Annotated in this window: 13 protein-coding genes and 1 pseudogene; 4 read left to right on the top strand and 10 right to left on the bottom strand. The window is 64.2% G+C overall.

All coding sequences use genetic code 11. The features are described from left to right. The 3 genes and pseudogenes from FJ942_RS10130 to FJ942_RS10120 form a co-directional block, all read left to right on the top strand. A pseudogene (locus tag FJ942_RS10130) lies at positions 1-879 on the top strand (NAD(P)(+) transhydrogenase (Re/Si-specific) subunit alpha); the annotation flags it as partial. After that, positions 879-1304: an NAD(P) transhydrogenase subunit alpha gene (locus FJ942_RS10125; RefSeq protein WP_140580588.1), complete on the top strand. Its 426-nt coding sequence runs from the start codon at positions 879-881 to the stop codon at positions 1302-1304. The pseudogene FJ942_RS10130 and the gene FJ942_RS10125, both read left to right, overlap by 1 nt. 1 nt (position 1305) lies before the next feature. Next, a complete protein-coding gene (locus FJ942_RS10120) occupies positions 1306-2706 on the top strand; it encodes an NAD(P)(+) transhydrogenase (Re/Si-specific) subunit beta (protein WP_140512860.1) in 1401 nt (466 codons plus the stop codon). Between the two features lie 70 nt (positions 2707-2776). On the opposite strand, the gene FJ942_RS10115 is transcribed toward FJ942_RS10120, so the two are convergent. The 3 genes from FJ942_RS10115 to FJ942_RS10105 all read right to left on the bottom strand — a co-directional run bounded on the left by FJ942_RS10115 (position 2777) and on the right by FJ942_RS10105 (position 7375). Continuing rightward, the gene (locus tag FJ942_RS10115; protein WP_140497276.1) at positions 2777-3694 is read right to left on the bottom strand and encodes a hypothetical protein; all 918 of its coding nucleotides are present in this window, start codon (positions 3692-3694) and stop codon (positions 2777-2779) included. Between the two features lie 225 nt (positions 3695-3919). After that, positions 3920-6391, bottom strand: coding sequence for a DNA topoisomerase (ATP-hydrolyzing) subunit B (gene gyrB, locus FJ942_RS10110; RefSeq protein ID WP_140512864.1), 2472 nt, complete (start codon positions 6389-6391; stop codon positions 3920-3922). 414 nt (positions 6392-6805) lie between these two features. After that, positions 6806-7375, bottom strand: a complete 570-nt coding sequence (locus FJ942_RS10105) for an NADPH-dependent FMN reductase (RefSeq protein ID WP_140897607.1) — start codon at positions 7373-7375, stop codon at positions 6806-6808. Positions 7376-7606: 231 nt separating this feature from the next. On the opposite strand from FJ942_RS10105, the gene FJ942_RS10100 reads away from it, so the two are divergent. Beyond that, the gene (locus FJ942_RS10100) at positions 7607-8977 is read left to right on the top strand and encodes a cytochrome P450 (RefSeq protein ID WP_140819098.1); all 1371 of its coding nucleotides are present in this window, start codon (positions 7607-7609) and stop codon (positions 8975-8977) included. Between the two features lie 21 nt (positions 8978-8998). Here FJ942_RS10100 and FJ942_RS10095 read toward each other — a convergent pair whose 3' ends face one another. From FJ942_RS10095 to FJ942_RS10065, 7 genes are all read right to left on the bottom strand, one after another. Further along, positions 8999-9973, bottom strand: a complete 975-nt coding sequence (locus tag FJ942_RS10095; protein WP_140819100.1) for a complex I NDUFA9 subunit family protein — start codon at positions 9971-9973, stop codon at positions 8999-9001. Positions 9974-10251: 278 nt separating this feature from the next. Continuing rightward, positions 10252-10533, bottom strand: coding sequence for a hypothetical protein (locus tag FJ942_RS10090; RefSeq protein WP_140512869.1), 282 nt, complete (start codon positions 10531-10533; stop codon positions 10252-10254). Between the two features lie 236 nt (positions 10534-10769). After that, on the bottom strand, positions 10770-11771 hold the full coding sequence (locus FJ942_RS10085; protein ID WP_140497264.1) for an Ldh family oxidoreductase: 1002 nt from the start codon (positions 11769-11771) through the stop codon (positions 10770-10772). A gap of 96 nt (positions 11772-11867) precedes the next feature. Then, positions 11868-12677 carry an ABC transporter permease gene (locus tag FJ942_RS10080; protein WP_140819102.1) on the bottom strand — a complete coding sequence of 270 codons (810 nt, stop codon included), beginning with the start codon at positions 12675-12677 and terminating at the stop codon, positions 11868-11870. Continuing rightward, positions 12677-13342 (bottom strand): ABC transporter permease, encoded by a 666-nt coding sequence (locus FJ942_RS10075; RefSeq protein WP_140497260.1) that lies wholly within the window; start codon positions 13340-13342, stop codon positions 12677-12679. The genes FJ942_RS10080 and FJ942_RS10075 overlap by 1 nt, the downstream gene beginning before the upstream one ends. 233 nt (positions 13343-13575) lie before the next feature. Continuing rightward, positions 13576-14376, bottom strand: a complete 801-nt coding sequence (locus tag FJ942_RS10070) for a transporter substrate-binding domain-containing protein (RefSeq protein WP_140897605.1) — start codon at positions 14374-14376, stop codon at positions 13576-13578. Positions 14377-14424: 48 nt separating this feature from the next. Continuing rightward, on the bottom strand, positions 14425-15240 hold the full coding sequence (locus FJ942_RS10065) for an ABC transporter ATP-binding protein (protein ID WP_140497256.1): 816 nt from the start codon (positions 15238-15240) through the stop codon (positions 14425-14427). Positions 15241-15420: the final 180 nt, after the last annotated feature.

The raw sequence follows: 15420 nt of genomic DNA, 5'->3' as shown, positions 1-15420 counted from the left end.
GACCGGGCGCTGCCGATGATGATGACGGCGGCCGGCACTGTTCCTGCCGCCAAGGTGTTCATCATGGGCGTCGGCGTCGCCGGCCTGCAGGCGATCGCCACAGCGCGCCGGCTCGGCGCGGTCGTCACCGCGACCGATGTGCGCCCCGCCGCCAAGGAACAGGTCGCCTCGCTTGGCGCAAAGTTCCTCGCCGTCGAGGACGAAGAGTTCAAGGCGGCCGAGACCGCCGGCGGCTACGCCAAGGAGATGTCCAAGGATTACCAGGCCAAGCAGGCGGCGCTGACCGCCGAGCACATCGCCAAGCAGGACATCGTCATCACCACGGCGCTGATCCCCGGCCGCCCGGCGCCGAGGCTGGTGTCGGCTGACATGGTCGCCTCGATGAAGCCTGGTTCGGTGATCGTCGATCTTGCTGTGGAGCGCGGCGGCAATGTCGAGGGCGCTGTGCCTGGCAAGGTCGTGACGACGGCCAACGGCGTCAAGATCGTCGGCCATCTCAACGTGCCGGGCCGCGTCGCGGCCTCCGCTTCGCTGCTCTACGCCAGGAACCTTTTTGCTTTCCTCGAGACCCTGGTCGACAAGGCGACGAAGACGCTTGCCATCAACCGCGATGACGACCTGGTCAAGGCGACCATGCTGACCGACGGCGGCAAGATCGTCCATCCGGCCTTCGCCAAGGCCGACCAGCAGCCGCCAAAGGGCCAATATATCGAACCGCCGGCGATCCCGGCCAGCACAATGGTCGCTGATGCTTCGGCGCCCAAGAAAGCCGCGCCCAGGAAAGCTGCCGCATCCAAGCCCTCGCCGCCCAAGTCGCCCCCGCCGCCCAAGTCGCCCTCGCCAAAGTCGCCCTCGCCCAAGCCGAAAGGGACCGCGTGATGGACCAGACCTTGCAGAAAGCCCTCGACCAGCTCGACCAGGCAAGTGCTGCCGTCCGGCTGGCGGTGCAGAACCTGGCAAATGCTCCCGGAGGCGCTGAGGCGGCCGGCGACGCCGCGCAGGCGCTGTCGGGCGGCGCCATCGATCCCTTCGTCTTCCGCCTGGCCATCTTCGTGCTGGCGATCTTCGTCGGCTATTACGTCGTCTGGTCGGTGACGCCTGCGCTGCACACGCCGCTGATGGCCGTCACCAACGCCATCTCCTCGGTCATCGTCGTCGGCGCGCTGCTTGCCGTCGGCATTGCCGCCTCGGGCGTCGCCGCGGGCTTCGGCTTCGTCGCGCTGATGCTGGTGTCGGTCAACATCTTCGGCGGCTTCCTCGTCACCCAGCGCATGCTGGCAATGTACAAGAAGAAGGACAAGTGACGTGACCGTCAATCTCGCCTCCTTCCTCTATCTGGTCTCCGGCATTCTGTTCATCCTGGCGCTGCGCGGCCTGTCGCACCCGACCACCAGCCGGCAGGGCAATCTCTACGGCATGATCGGCATGGGCATCGCCATCGCCACCACGCTGGCGCTGGCCACGCCATCGGCCGGACGCTTCGGCCTGATCGTGCTCGGCCTTGCCATTGGCGGCGGCGTCGGCGCCGTCACGGCCAGGCGCATCGCCATGACCTCGATGCCGCAACTGGTCGCCGCCTTCCACTCGCTCGTCGGCCTTGCCGCCGTCATGGTGGCGGCGGCCGCCATCTATGCGCCGGAAAGCTTCGGCATCGGCACGGCGGGCGACATCCACGCCCAGGCGCTGGTCGAAATGAGCCTGGGTGTGGCCATCGGCGCCATCACCTTCACCGGCTCGGTCATCGCCTTCCTCAAGCTTGACGGGCGCATGTCCGGCAAGCCGATCATGATCGGCGGCCGCCATTTCATCAACATCGCGCTTGGCATCGCCTTGGTCGTGCTGATCGTGCTTTTGGTCACCACCGAATCGAAGCTCGTCTTCTGGCTCATCGTTGCCGCATCGCTGGTGCTGGGCGTGCTGCTCATCATCCCGATCGGCGGCGCCGACATGCCGGTGGTGGTGTCGATGCTGAATTCCTATTCCGGCTGGGCGGCCGCGGCTCTGGGCTTCACGCTCGGCAATCTGGCGCTGATCATCACCGGCGCCCTGGTCGGCTCGTCGGGTGCCATCCTGTCCTACATCATGTGCAAGGGCATGAACCGCTCCTTCATCTCCGTCATCCTCGGCGGCTTCGGTGGTGAGACCGCAGCCGCGGGCGCTGATGATGGGATCGAGCGCACGGTCAAGCAGGGCTCGGCCGACGATGCGGCCTATCTGATGATGAACGCGCAGAAGGTCATCATCGTGCCTGGCTACGGCATGGCCGTCGCCCAGGCCCAGCACGCACTGCGCGAGATGGCCGACAAGCTCAAGGCCAATGGCGTCGACGTCAAATACGCCATCCACCCCGTGGCCGGCCGCATGCCGGGCCACATGAACGTGCTCTTGGCCGAAGCCAACGTGCCTTACGACGAAGTGTTCGAGCTCGAGGACATCAATTCCGAATTCGCGCAGGCCGACGTCGCCTATGTCATCGGCGCCAACGACGTCACCAACCCGTCCGCGCGGGACGACAAGTCCTCACCTATTTACGGTATGCCGATCCTCGACGTCGACAAGGCGCGCACCTGCCTGTTCGTCAAGCGCTCGCTCGGCTCCGGCTATGCCGGCATCGACAACACGCTGTTCTACAAGGACGGCACCATGATGCTGCTCGGCGACGCCAAGAAGATGACCGAGGAAATCGTCAAGGCCATGGATCACTGACTCGGTCAGATCGTCCGCATGAAGAAGCCCGGCTCTCCGGGCTTCTTCAGTTTTGGACTTGGGACGATGTTCAACGGCTGGTCAGGAACACGGCCTCCTCGTCGTCGCGCTGCCTGCCGCCGAGGGCGGCCGCGGCGCTGGCGATGAAGGCGCCGATGACCAGCGACAGGGCGCCGAGAAGCGCAAATGTGGCGCTCGCCTTCCTGGCGGTATCGGCCGCCTGCTGGGCCTTGGCCTTGGCGTCCTGCGCCTTTGCCAGCAGCGTATCGACACGCGTCTTGGCGTCTGCTTCCGACAGGCCGGTGCGTGCCGCGACCAGCTGCGACAGGTATGTCTTGTCCTCGGGCGAAACCTCGCCAGCCGCAGCGCTGGCGACCAGGATGCGCGATGCCTGCGCCGCCGCCGCCGCGTCGTTTTGCGGATTGGCTGCCGCCAGTCTCGCCGCGTCCGCCGGCCTGAACAACGAGTCCACCAGATAGGATGTGGCATTGTCCGTCGATGCCCCGCCTGCATTGGCCGATGCACCGGCCGAAGCGCCCTGGGCGGCGCCGGCGGCCACGCTGGATACAGCCTGGACGCCGGAACCCACAGCCGCCGACAGCGCCGAGCCGAGTACGCCGACGACCAGCAGCGTCGCCAGCGCCCATGCCAGGAAGCCATGAGCCGTATCCCGGAAATAAACCTCGTCGGTATGCACGCCCACCCATTTGGTGCGCAGCCGGCCGGCAAGATAGCCACCGAGGCCGGATGACAGCCATTGCACGACGATCAGCCAGACCGCGGTCGAAACCGCGAAGCTGGTGATAGAGGCGCTTGAGCCCGACCATGGCGAGACCATGCTCAACCCCAGGCCGGAGCCGAGCAGCATCAGGATGAAGGTCAATGTCGAGGCGGCGAAGGCACCGGCGATGATCGGACCCCAGCTGATAGCGGTGGCGGACGATTCCACCGCGCCGGGATCATCCGTGATCGACAGGGTGGACTGCATGACAGCCCCCTATCGCGCGAAAAGCATGATGAGAAGGATGATCGGGATTGGAACCCCGAGTAACCAGAGCAAGATGCCGCGTCCCATGGGAGCCTCCTTCGCCAGGAATTGTGATCGATACTGTCACAATGCTGGAAAGAAGCTTCCGTTCCGGCGGTTCGAATGAATCTCGCAACGGAAACACTGGCGACCGACGCGCGCCAATGGTCCCGGGATGACTCCGGATTAAATGTCCAGATTGGCCACCGACAGCGCGTTGTCCTGGATGAACTCGCGCCGCGGCTCGACCTCGTCGCCCATCAGCCGCGAGAACAGGCTGTCGGCGTCGGTGGCGTCGTTTACCTTGACCTGCAGCAGCGAACGCACGTTCGGATCGAGCGTGGTTTCCCAAAGCTGCTCGGCGTTCATCTCGCCCAGGCCCTTGTAGCGCTGCATGGTCAGGCCCTTGCGGCCGGTCGCGAACACCGCGTTGAGCAGTGCCAACGGTCCCGAGATGGGTTCCGAGACATCCTTGCGGCGCAGCACGGGCGGCGCTCCATAGACGTCGCTGAGCCGCTGCGCGTAGCGGTCGAGCTGTCGCGCATCGGCTGAATTGATCAACGCCATATCGAGATGGGCGTATTCCTTGACGCTGCGCACCGTGCGTTCGAACACATAACCGCCGATACCCTCATTCGAAGTCGACATCCGGCCGGTCCAGCCGCGCTCGGTGTCCTCGGCAATGATGTCGAGACGTTGCGCAATCCGCTCCGCCATCGCATTGGCGCGGCCAAGATCGGCGACGACGTCGGCATTGAGCCCGCCGGCGATCGCCGCCTGCTCCACGACGCCTCTGTTGTAGCGCGTGTGCAGGCCGTTGATGAGCTGGCGCACCGCGAGCGCATCGTCGATCGCCGCCCGCAGGTCCTGTCCGGCGCGAACCTCGCCGGAGCCGAGCGTGAGCGAGGCTTCTTCCAGTCCCGAGCCGATCAGGAATTCCTCGAACGCGCTTTCGTTCTTGATGTATTGCGAGCTCTTGCCGCGCGTCACCTTATAAAGCGGCGGCTGGGCGATATAGAGATGGCCGCGTTCGATCAATTCCGGCATTTGCCGGAAGAAGAAGGTGAGCAGCAACGTCCTGATATGCGCGCCGTCGACATCGGCGTCGGTCATCAGGATGATCTTGTGGTAGCGCAGCTTGTCGGCGTTGAATTCGTCCTTGCCGATCGAGGTGCCGAGCGCGGTGATCAGCGTGCCGATCATGTCGGAACTGAGCATGCGGTCGAAGCGGGCGCGCTCGACATTGAGAATCTTGCCGCGCAGCGGCAGGATGGCCTGGTTCTGGCGCGAGCGGCCGCCCTTGGCGGAGCCGCCGGCCGAGTCGCCCTCGACGATGAAGATCTCGGACTTCGCCGGATCGCGTTCCTGGCAGTCGGCAAGCTTGCCGGGCAGCGAGGTGACGCCCAGCGAGGTCTTGCGGGTGATGTCGCGCGCCTTGCGCGCGGCCTCGCGCGCCGCCGCGGCCTGGATCACCTTCTCGACCACGACCTTGCCTTCGCTCGGATGTTCTTCGAGCCAGGTGCCGAGCGCCTCGTTGACCAGCCCTTCGACCACGGGCCGGACTTCCGAGGAGACCAGCTTGTCCTTGGTCTGCGAGGAGAATTTCGGGTCGGGAACCTTGACCGACAGCACTGCCGTCAGCCCCTCGCGGCAATCGTCGCCGATCAGCGAGACCTTTTCCTTCTTGGTCAGGCCCGAGGAATCGCCATATCCGGTGATCTGACGCGTCAGGGCGCCGCGAAAACCGGCGAGATGGGTGCCGCCGTCGCGCTGCGGGATGTTGTTGGTGAAGGCCAGCACATTCTCGTGGTAGCTGTCGTTCCACCACATGGCCACTTCGACGGTGATGCCGTCGCGCTCGGCCCTGATGGCGATCGGTTTGTCGATCAGCGGTTTCTTGACCCGGTCGAGATATTTGACGAATTCCTCCAGGCCGCCATCATAGTGCAGCTCATGCCGCACGACGTCGGCGTGGCGGGCGTCGGTCAGCACGATGCGCACGCCCGAATTCAGGAACGCAAGCTCGCGCAGCCGATGCTCCAGCGTGCCGAAATCGAATTCGACCATCGTGAAGGTCTCGGACGACGGAAAGAAGGTGATCTCGCTGCCGCTGCGGCCTTCATAGGTGCCGGGCTGCTTGTCCTGTTCATAGCTGCCGGTAACGCTCAGCGGCGCGTCGGCATTGCCGTGTGTGAAGCTCATCTCGAAGATCTTGCCATTGCGGCGGATCTTGAGCTTCAGCCAGGCCGACAGGGCGTTGACCACAGAGACGCCGACGCCGTGCAGGCCGCCGGACACTTTGTAGGAGTTCTGGTCGAACTTGCCGCCGGCATGCAGCTGCGTCATGATCACTTCGGCTGCCGAAATGCCTTCGCTGGGATGGATATCGGTGGGAATGCCGCGCCCATTGTCGATGACGGTGACCGAACCGTCGGGATTGAGCGTCACCGTGACGAGATCGGCATGACCGGCCAGTGCCTCGTCGATGGCGTTGTCGACGACCTCATAGACCATGTGATGCAGGCCCGAACCGTCATCGGTGTCGCCGATATACATGCCGGGCCGTTTGCGGACGGCATCCAAGCCCTTCAAAACCTTGATGGAATCTGCGCCGTATTCGGCTTCGGCGCCGTTGGCGTTCTCAGTCTGGTCGCTCATGAAAACCTGTTGTCTAGAGGCGGCTGGTGGAGCGCGAAAAATCGCCCCCGAATCGCGCTTTCAATATTGCCTAGATATAGGCGTTAAAGGTGGTTTTTCCAAGGTTTGCAGGCATTTCCGGGCGGAAAAGCGCACCGTTGGCCAGCTATTGGCGAGAGGCTTTGACCTTAGCCAGCCGGTCGCGCAGGAATTTTGATCGTGAACTTCTATCTTGGCGCCGGCTGCCCCTTCTGCCCGCTCGGCATTGGCAGGGTCGCCAGCCGCCAGAGCTTGCGCAAGTGCCTTCCGCCGCCGCGACGACGGCGATCAAAAAGCACCGGCAGCAAAGCGCATGGCAAACGCAGGCCGAACCGCCCACCGTTCGGTCGTTTGCCGACATTCCGCCTGTCTACGGCGCGGGCGAGCCGGCTTGCATCAGCCGGCGCGCATCGGCTTCAGCGCCTCGCTCCAGCGCAGCAACTCCTCCAGCATGGTTCTTGCCCCGCCCTGCACCTGCTCGCTCGCTTCGAAGGAGCCGTCGGTCCCCAGCAGCTTCTGGTACAGCGGCAGCGCGATGCCTTCCGGAACCGGCATGACGCCGACGGAGGTCAGCAGCGGCTTGAGCGCCTGTGCTGCGCGCAGGCCACCGGAAACGCCGCCATAGCTGAAGATGGCGGCGGGCTTGTATTTCCATTCGCGCGAGAGATAGTCGATCGCGTTCACGATGGCCGGTGCGACGAAGTAATTATATTCCGGTGCCACGAAGATGAAAGCGTCGGCGGCATCGACGGCCTTCGACCAGGCCTTGGTATGATCGTTCAGGTAGTTGCCGAGCCTGGGATGGTGCGGCTCGTCCAGCACCGGCAGATCGAAAGCGGCGATGTCGGTCAGCACCGGTTCGAACTTGCCGTGCTCGCGCGCGAACCGCTCCAGCCAGTGAGCGAAAACCGGCCCGGCCCGGCCCGGCCGGGTGCTGCCGATGATGATGTTCAACTGGTGCTTCAAGGCGGGCTCCTTCGATTGACGGTATCTGTTGGTGACTGTGACCTACGGCAGAGCGCCGTCATGGACAAGACCGCGCCGTTTGGCGAGCGGTCACAATCGGATGATGGGAGCATCGCTCCGTCCCGTCGGGGCACGGGCTTTTACCGTCAGGCCACATGGACGCGCCGTGCGTCAGTCACTACATTGAACGGAGGCAAGGACTAGCGCGACGCGCTTGCCAGCGGAGCAGCCATGGACACTCAGCCCGCCCCCTTCGTTCCGCCGGCGCCGAGGCCGCGCACATCGCCGCCCTCGACGCTGGAGATGATGCGCATCGTCTACCGCAACCCGCTCGAGCTGTGGGGAGAGCCGACCTACAACGAGCCCTGGATCTCGGTGAACGGCGTCGGCGGACCGCTGGTCATCGCCAACGACCCGGGCCTCATTCGCCATGTCCTGGTCGACAATGCCAGGAACTACAAGATGGCGACGGTGCGCCAGCTCATCCTGCGGCCGATCCTGCGCGACGGCTTGCTGACGGCCGAAGGCGAGGTCTGGAAGCGTTCGCGCAAGGCGATGGCGCCGGTGTTCACGCCGCGTCACATCTTTGGTTTCGCGGGACCGATGCTCAAGCGCACGCTTGAATTCGCCTCCCGCTACGAGGATGGCGGCATCTCCGACATTGCCCACGACATGACGCTGCTGACCTACGACATCCTGGCCGAGACGCTGTTCTCCGGGGAAATCGCGGGGGAGCCGGGCAGTTTCGCCAAGGAGATCGACCGGCTGTTCGAGACCATGGGCCGCGTCGATCCGCTAGACCTGCTGCGCGCGCCCGAATGGCTGCCGCGGCTTACCCGCATCCGCGGCCGCAAGACCATGGCCTATTTCCGCAAGATCGTCAGCAATACGGTCAAGATACGCGAACAGAGACTCAGGCGCGATGCCGATGCCGTGCCGCAGGATTTCCTGACCCTCCTGCTCAAGGCCGAGGGGCCGGACGGGCTGACACGCTCGGAAGTCGAGGACAACATCATCACCTTCATCGGTGCCGGCCATGAGACCACGGCGCGAGCCTTGGGCTGGACGCTCTATTGCCTGGCCGAGGCGCCATGGGAGCGGGAAAAGATCGAGCGCGAGATCGATGCCGTGCTGGCGCGCGAGCCCGATCCGACCAGATGGCTGGACGCCATGCCGCTCACCCGCGCCGCCTTCGACGAGGCGCTCAGGCTCTATCCGCCGGCGCCGTCGATCAACCGCGAGCCGATCGAGCCGGAGAACTGGAGGGATCTCCACATCCCGAGGCGCGCGGCCGTGCTGGTCATGCCTTGGGTCGTCCACCGTCACAGGAAGCTGTGGGACAGGCCGGACGCGTTCATGCCGCAGCGGTTCCATCCGGGAAACCGCGAAAAGATCGACCGCTTTCAGTATCTGCCGTTCGGCGCCGGGCCGCGCGTCTGCATCGGCGCCAGCTTCGCCATGCAGGAAGCGATCATCGCGCTCGCCGTCCTGCTGTCGCGTTTCCGCTTCGATTCCATCGCGCAAACCAGGCCGTGGCCGGTCCAGAAGCTGACCACCCAGCCGCAAGGCGGGCTGCCCATGCGGATCACTTCGCGCCTGTAATCGCCCGCCGTCGGCCTATGTTCAGACCGCCGGTTTGCGCTGGAACTGACCGGCCGCGCGAAAACGCCAGAGATAGCTTGGCAGGATCGTGCCGAGCGCCTGCGGCTGGATGCCGAGGCCGGCGAGCGTGCGGTTGGCTTTGGCAGCCTCCTCCGACACGACATTATGCTCGCGCAATTGCAGCACCTGGTCCTTGGTCAGCAGCGGGTTGGGCAAGAGGCCCAGGATCGACGCCTGCAGGTTCGCCACCCACCACGGCACCGGAACCAGCAGGCGCTTGCGCTCGATCACCGCGAGCATTTCCTGCATGCTTTCCTTGAAAGTAAGCACCTGCGGGCCGCCAAGCTCGTAGATATGACCGCCCTTGACCTTGCCATCGACCGAGCGCGCCACCGCTTCGGCGACGTCGCCGACATAGACCAGCTGGAACTTGGTATGGCCGCCGCCGATCAGCGGCAGTGCCGGCGAATAACGCGCCATGTTGGCGAAGCGGTTGAAGAAACTATCTTCCGGTCCGAAATTGATCGACGGCCGCAGGATCACGGCGTCCTTGATCGTCTCCAGAACGGCCTTTTCACCAAGCGCCTTGGTGCGTGCATAGTTGGATGCGGCTTCCAGGTCGGCGCCCAGGGCCGAAATATGGGTCAGGCCGGCGCCCGCTGCGCGTGCCGCTTCGGCCACCGCGCGAGCGCCGAATTCGTGCACGGCCGTGAATTTCTGCCGGCCGCTCTCATGCAGCACGGCAACCAGGTTGACGACATGATCGGCGCCCTGCACGGCGCGGTCGACCGACCAGCGCACGCGCACATTGGCCTGCACGGGCTGGATCTGGCCGACATTGCCGAGCGGCTGCAAATGGCCGGCGAGATCGGGCCGGCGGCAGGCGACCCTGATGCGATAGCCGCGCTTGGCCAAGGCCCGCACCACGTGGCGGCCGACAAAGCCCGACCCGCCGAAAATGACGACGAGCTTGGGGGTCTGCAGGATTTCGGTCATGGCTGGCTCCGGCGCTCGAAAGCTTGGCTGAAGCCGTTTCATAATCCGTTTCGCGTCAAACGCAAAGGGTGACGCGTCGTCGCTGCCGCCCTGGTTCTCAGAGCAATTCCAGGAAAAGTGTGAAGCGGCTTTCCCAGGAAAAGAGCTTGGGAATTGCGTCGGGACAAAAGCGCTTCAGAACGCCTTGGATGACGCAGAAAACCCCGCCGAGGCGGGGTTTTCCGGATGACATCCATGCGAAGCCAGGGGCCAACGGAGCGGCCTGACCTGAGACGGTATCAGGAGGGCGTGAAGCAAGTACGCCCACCCCAGCCCTGGACATCCGACATGGTGCCACCGACCTTCTTGCAGGCCGCGATGAAATCGGCGCTGCAACTGGCGAATTTCGCGTGACCGTTCTTGCAATAGTGGTCCTCGGTAGCGCCGCCGCCCGGCGCGGCAATGACGCCTGGACTGGACGGCTTGACCGGCGCGGCCTTCAGGTTGGCCGCCTGGGTCGCGCCCATGAACGAGCCGAGGAGAAGGACGGCGGTCAGAATGGTGGTCTTGGTGCTGGTCATGATGGTTCCTTTTCACTGAGGTTGGTTTCTCCGGGACGCGAAGGCCATGCCTTGGCGTGGAGCAGATTTCGATGTGACGTGCTGTTCCCCGGTCTGGATCGGCAAGCTCATCCTGCCCTGGACAAGCATTGGTCGCCCCGACGCTCGAAAAGGTTCAGACCGCGCGCGAAAAAAACACGCATGGCCATGCCGCGGGCAAGCGCCGGCGGCTGATGAGCTGAAAAGAAGAATTTATTTCAGGCCGAATAGCGCTCGGCGAATTCGGAAATGCGCTGCACCACGGCCTTGGAGACCTTGATGCCCCGTGCCGCGGCCTTCTCCGCCGCCTCGGCCCGGGAGCGGCCCGGTATGTGCACGCCGTAGCGCCGGCGCAGCCGATCGAGTTGATCCTTCATCCGCTGCTCGAAATCCGGATCGAGCAGCTTGGGCTCGACGGCCAGCACGAACAGGCCGGTGCCGGGATTGTCCGGGCCGCCGGTGAACCAGGGCGCATCGAGCGACCAGTTTGCCCCCGATAGACCCGCCGCCAGCACCTCGACCATCAGCGCGATGTTGGCGCCGCGCTGGCCACCGAAGGCGAGCATGGCGCCCTTCATGGCTGCGGCCGGATCTGTAGTGGGATTGCCGCTGGCATCGAGCGCCCAGCCTTCGGGGATTTTCTTGCCGTCCTCGGCCGCCTTGCGGATATTGACGAAGGCGGTGGCGCTCGATGACTGGTCGATGACCAGCGGCGGGCCGTCGGCGGCGGGTGCGGCGAAGGACATCGGGTTGGTGCAATAGACCGGCTTGACCGAGCCCGAACCGGCAAGCACGGCGGGACCGTTGGTGGCGGCGAAGGAGACTAGCCCCTGCGCTGCCAGCCTTCCGGTAAAGTAGCCGAGGGCGCCGCATGTATAGGCATTCTTCTGCGAAAAGATGGCGACGCCGAACAGTCTTGCCGCCTTGGCGAGCTCGTCGAGCGTGCGGTCGAAGCCGGTATGCGCCAGCCCGCCTTGCGCATCGGAAAGATAGACTGCTAGCGCCGGCCGGGTGATCACCGGCTCGGCATTGCCGTCGATGCGGCCGGCCTCCAGCGCTTCGAGATAGTCGATGAAATGCGACAGCCCGACGGTCGAGAGTCCTTCCGCCTCGGCCGATATGATCGAGGCGGTGAGCGATTGCGCCGCTTCCTCGTTGGCGCCCGCACCCAGCGCCGCCATGCGGCACAGCCCGGTTGCCTGTTCGAGACTGAGTTGCATGGCGACTGCCTTTAGTGAGTGGTGAGTAGTGAGTAGTCAGCAATGGGTGGTGGCGGCTAGCCACTTCCTACTCACTAACCCCTACTCACTAGGTCCCTAGCCGATCTTGTTCGGAATCCGCGCCTCGATCCTGCCGAAGGCGAAGACCAGAATGCCGGTGATCGCCATATAGATCAAGGCAAGCAGCAGCAAGGGCTCATAGGTGAGGTAAGTGTCCTGTCTGACCTTCGACGAAACGGCGAAGATGTCGATGACGCTGATGGTAGCCACCAGCGGCGTCGATTTCAACTGCAGCACGGTTTCCCCCGTCAGCGTCGGCAGCGCCCGGTAGAAGGCCTGCGGCAGCCAGATACGCCGGAAGATCTTCCAGCGGCTCATGCCGAACGCACGTGCGGCTTCGAGCTGCCCCTTCGGCACGCCGGCAAAGGCGCCGCGCATCACTTCGCCCTCGTAACCCGCGAACGAGAGCGTCAGCGCCAGGACGGCGTAAGGCCATGCCTGCCTGAGATAGGGCCACATCCAGGATTCCCGGATCCACGGATATTGCGGAAACAACGAACCCAGCCCGTAGTAAAGCAGCCACAGCTGTAACAGCAGCGGCGTTCCCCTGATGACGGTGCAGAAGATCTTCGCCGGCGCCGCGAACCAGATCGGGCCGCCAGCCTGTGCCAATCCGACCGGCACGGCGATCAGGAAGCCCAACAGACAGGTGACGGCCAGGATCCACAGCGCGCGCCAGATGCCGAGCAGGGCCAGGCCGTAATATTGCGGCAGCCAGTCCCAGCGCATGAAGAACGCAGCGGACAGCACCAGCCCCAGCGCAATCAGGATCAGCACGATGCGATGCGGTTGCAGCCAGAGCGAGGCGCGAGCCGCGCTGTTGATGATGGCCGCTTCGCTCGCCATCAGCGCGCCTCCTTGATCGACGGCATGCCGCGCCGCGCCCATTTCTCGACGCGACCAAGGACGAGGTTCGAAAACAGCGTCACGGCCAGATAGAGCATGCCGGCCGCGAGATAGAATATCAGATAGGCCTTGGTGACGCCCGCCGCCTGCCGCGTCGCCAACGTCAATTCGAAGAAGCCGACCACGGCCAGCAGCGCCGTATCCTTGGTGGCGATCAGCCACAGATTGGCGAGACCTGGAATGGCGAAGGGCAGCATTGCCGGCAACGTGATGCGCCGCAAGAGAAGGCCGGGAGACATGCCGTAAGCGCGGGCAGCTTCGATCTGGCCTTGTGGGACGGCAAGGATGGCGCCGCGTATGACCTCGGTCGAGTAGGCACCCTGGACGAAACCGAGCACCGCGATGCCGGCCACCAGCCCGCTGATGTCGACGCGCTGATAGCCCATGGCGGTCAGCATCTGGTTTATCAGGTCGGTACCGGCGTAGTAGAGGAGCAGGATCAGCACCAGTTCCGGTACCGCGCGCACGATGGTCGTGTAGACCGCCAGCAGGTCGCGCACCACGGGGCCGCCATAAAGCTTGCCATAGGCACCGCCGGTTCCGATCAACAGTCCGACGATCGTGGCGCCGACGGCGATCTCAAGCGAATGCAGCAGCCCAAGCATGAGCGTCCCGCCCCAGCCGACGGGCGCGGGCGACAGGAGTTCGATGATGCCGGCCGCAGAGGCCGGAAGAAATGAATCGATCAGCTTCGCCCCCGGATTGCTGGCTCAATCCGCCGGCGCAAGCCGCCGGCGGCAAGGGTGCGTGGGAAAGGTCGGGTTGGAGGACTTGGCGTCAGCGCCTTGTCCTCCAGCCCATGCGAAGGTCGTCAGTCCGACTGCGTGGCACTGCCACGTCAGTTCGACTGCGCGCCGCTGCCGCCATATATGTCGAAATCGAAGTATTTCTTCGAGATCTCGTCATACTTGCCATTGGCGCGGATCGCCTTGATGCCGGCGTTGATCTTTTCCTTCAGCTCGGTGTCTTCCTTGCGCACGCCGGCGCCGACGCCCGGTCCGAGCACTTCGTCGTCCGGAGCCACCATGCCCTTCAGGTCGCAGCAGGCCTTGCCCTGGTCGGTCTTGAGGAACTCGCCAAGCGCGATGGAATCGGCCTGCACCGCATCGAGGCGCCCGGCGGCAAGGTCGTTGTTGGCCTCGTCCTGCGTCTGGTACTCCTTGATCTCCGACGCCGTGGCGCCGAAATGCTTCTTGGCGTAGACGGCATGCACGGTCGATACCTGGACGCCCAGGATCTTGCCCTTGAGATCGTTCGGCGCGGAGCCGAATTTCTGGTCCTTCGGTCCGATGATCGCCGTCGGCGTGTTGTAGTACTTATCCGAGAAGTCGATCGTCTTCTTGCGTTCGTCGGTGATCGACATCGAAGAGACGATGAGGTCGATCTTCTTGGTGGTCAGCGCCGGGATGATGCCGTCCCAGGCGACGGGCGTGATGACGCAGTCGAGCTTCTCCTCGGCGCAGACGGCGTCGATGAACTCGATCTCCCAGCCGACCCATTTGCCCGAAGCATCCGGCGAGGTGAACGGCGGATACGGCTCGGCGGCGATGCCGATCTTGACCGGATCGGCCTTGGCCACGCCGATGGCGGCGACGCCGAGCAGCAGCGCTGCGGCGAACGTCTTCAGAACAGTCTTCATTTCACGACTCCCAGTTTGTTGTTGGTTCCCGGTTTTCTTCCGCCCTCGCTAGCCGATGTTGCGAATGAATTGCTTGAGCCTTTCGGATCTGGGCGCGCCGAAGATCTGCTCCGGCGGGCCTTCCTCCTCGACCAGTCCATTGTAGAGATAGACGACATGCGTCGCGACCTCGCGCGCGAACTTCATCTCGTGGGTGACCAGCACCATGGTGCGGCCTTCGCGCGCCAGATCGCCGATCACTCTAAGCACCTCGCCGACCAGTTCGGGGTCGAGCGCCGAGGTCGGTTCGTCGAACAGCATGACGCGCGGATTGATCGCCAATGCGCGAGCGATCGCGGCGCGCTGCTGCTGGCCGCCCGACAGGTAGGCCGGATAGACATCCCGCTTTTCGGCGAGGCCGACGCGGACGAGCAGTTTTTCGGCCTGGGCGATCGCCGCGTCGCGCTTGACGCCCAGCACATGCACGGGAACCTCGATGACGTTCTCGATCAGCGTCATGTGGCTCCACAGATTGAAATTCTGGAACACCATGCCGAGCTTGGAGCGGATGCGTTCGATCTGCCTGCGGTCGGCCGGCACGGTATGGCCGTGGCTGTCCGCCTTCAGCTTGATCTCCTCGCCATTGACGCGAATGATGCCGCTGGTCGGATTCTCCAGGCAGTTGATGCAGCGCAACAGCGTCGATTTGCCTGAGCCCGAACCGCCGATGATGGCGATGACCTCGCCGTCGCGCGCCGACAGCGAGACGCCCTTCAGCACGTGCAGCTCACCGAATTTCTTGTGCAGGTTCTCGACGTGGATGGCTTCGGCGGCGCCATTTTGCGCCTCACCGGATGGGGCTGCGGCAACTCCCGCCGTGCTCAACAGGTGACCTCCGTGTAGTCGATGGCAGCTCGTCGAACGTCTACCCGGCTAATCAACATACGCTGTACTGCCCCGCTCCAGACTTCAGCATGGACCCAACCGCGCGAGCCCGTCAATCCCGCTCATTACGGCACTTGCGGCCTTGTTGTGCAAGTGTATAAATAGCCTTTCATGAAATTT

This window comes from Mesorhizobium sp. B2-4-2 (assembly GCF_006442845.1).
Classification (GTDB): Bacteria; Pseudomonadota; Alphaproteobacteria; order Rhizobiales; family Rhizobiaceae; genus Mesorhizobium.
This window is presented reverse-complemented; position numbering and strand designations above follow the sequence as displayed.

What these genes read in the sequence shown, in the direction of transcription:
- FJ942_RS10125 (WP_140580588.1), top strand. Translation starts at nt 879, where the DNA reads ATGGACCAGACCTTGCAGAAAGCCCTCGACCAGCTCGACCAGGCAAGT.
- FJ942_RS10115 (WP_140497276.1), bottom strand. Translation starts at nt 3,694, where the DNA reads ATGCAGTCCACCCTGTCGATCACGGATGATCCCGGCGCGGTGGAATCG.
- gyrB (WP_140512864.1), bottom strand. Translation starts at nt 6,391, where the DNA reads ATGAGCGACCAGACTGAGAACGCCAACGGCGCCGAAGCCGAATACGGC.
- FJ942_RS10100 (WP_140819098.1), top strand. Translation starts at nt 7,607, where the DNA reads ATGGACACTCAGCCCGCCCCCTTCGTTCCGCCGGCGCCGAGGCCGCGC.
- FJ942_RS10095 (WP_140819100.1), bottom strand. Translation starts at nt 9,973, where the DNA reads ATGACCGAAATCCTGCAGACCCCCAAGCTCGTCGTCATTTTCGGCGGG.
- FJ942_RS10090 (WP_140512869.1), bottom strand. Translation starts at nt 10,533, where the DNA reads ATGACCAGCACCAAGACCACCATTCTGACCGCCGTCCTTCTCCTCGGC.
- FJ942_RS10085 (WP_140497264.1), bottom strand. Translation starts at nt 11,771, where the DNA reads ATGCAACTCAGTCTCGAACAGGCAACCGGGCTGTGCCGCATGGCGGCG.
- FJ942_RS10080 (WP_140819102.1), bottom strand. Translation starts at nt 12,677, where the DNA reads ATGGCGAGCGAAGCGGCCATCATCAACAGCGCGGCTCGCGCCTCGCTC.
- FJ942_RS10075 (WP_140497260.1), bottom strand. Translation starts at nt 13,342, where the DNA reads ATGCTTGGGCTGCTGCATTCGCTTGAGATCGCCGTCGGCGCCACGATC.
- FJ942_RS10070 (WP_140897605.1), bottom strand. Translation starts at nt 14,376, where the DNA reads ATGAAGACTGTTCTGAAGACGTTCGCCGCAGCGCTGCTGCTCGGCGTC.